At 33.2% G+C, this 1,033-nt stretch carries 1 protein-coding gene; it reads right to left on the reverse strand.

Annotated elements, in window-relative coordinates:
* Positions 1–2: 2 nt before the first annotated feature.
* On the reverse strand, positions 3–857 hold the full coding sequence (locus Aba26S_RS20945; RefSeq protein ID WP_043975183.1) for a nucleotidyltransferase: 855 nt from the start codon (positions 855–857) through the stop codon (positions 3–5).
* Between the last annotated feature and the right edge of the window lie 176 nt (positions 858–1,033).

Raw genomic sequence — 1,033 nt, forward strand, 5'->3', positions numbered from 1 at the left:
CATCAATCTTCAAGTTTTGATTTTAAGTGCTCCATTTGTTTTCGGGTCAATTTTTCGAGTAAGTCTACACCTTGATGTGCAGGTAAATTAATTACGAGTCTGAAGTAATACTCGTTATTTTCTGGATCAATGCTAAAGGTAGTGAATTGATCTAATACATTATTTACTATAGAAAGTAATACCTTATTATCATTCTCATAATCTTCAGCTGTTATATGCTCATATACAGCTGTAGTGATAGCAATACTCTTAAAAAAATCTAGACCTTTCTCATTTCGCCATTGTTTCAAGTAGCGAGTACATCGTCTAAACTGATGACGTAAATCTGAATCATCTTCAAATTTTCCCAAAATTGTATCGGTAAGTTCAGTAGGATTTGAAATATCCCAAGTCTTAAGGTCTTCAGAGGAGAATTCCTTACCTCGAGCTAGATACATATTGCCTTTGTCGTCTTCAGCGTAGATGGGCAGATCTACATGATAATCGGGACTACCATTTTTGAGATAAGTGACAGTTACGCAAGGTCGTTTGATCGTTACAGTTCTATTTGAATGAGTTAAAGCATCTCTAACAATTTTTTTAATTTCTACTGAGCCATATTCCTCTTTGTCACAATCTAATAAAACTCCTACATCAATATCATAATCTCCATTCTTAGGCTTAATCCCTGTGCCCAAGGCATAACTACCTTGATTAAAGTATTCAACAAATTGAGGACCATTTGGATCCTTTTTGAGTTCATCTTTTAAGGTGCTAATCAAAAGGTCACGTTTTTCACGTAATGTACTTTCTTCGTCATAACGACCTAATCGAATATTTGTGTGGAACTTAGCATAGTGTTTTTGTGGATTCGCCATATTGTTGTATTCCTGTAGTGCTTTTGTTGTTATGGGGATCTCCTATATTAAATACAAGTTAAGACATTAAAAAAAATAGAATTTTTAAAGGGAAAATTTAATCAAAAAATATTTAAACAAACGATGAGATGTATCAATCTCCAATTTTTAGCATTCCTTCCCAACTAAAATAGTTT

The sequence above is a fragment of the Acinetobacter sp. NBRC 110496 genome, assembly GCF_000876115.1.
Taxonomy (GTDB): domain Bacteria; phylum Pseudomonadota; class Gammaproteobacteria; order Pseudomonadales; family Moraxellaceae; genus Acinetobacter.

Excerpts from the sequence above, each read along its gene's own strand:
- Aba26S_RS20945 (WP_043975183.1), bottom strand. The coding sequence starts at position 857 with ATGGCGAATCCACAAAAACACTATGCTAAGTTCCACACAAATATTCGA.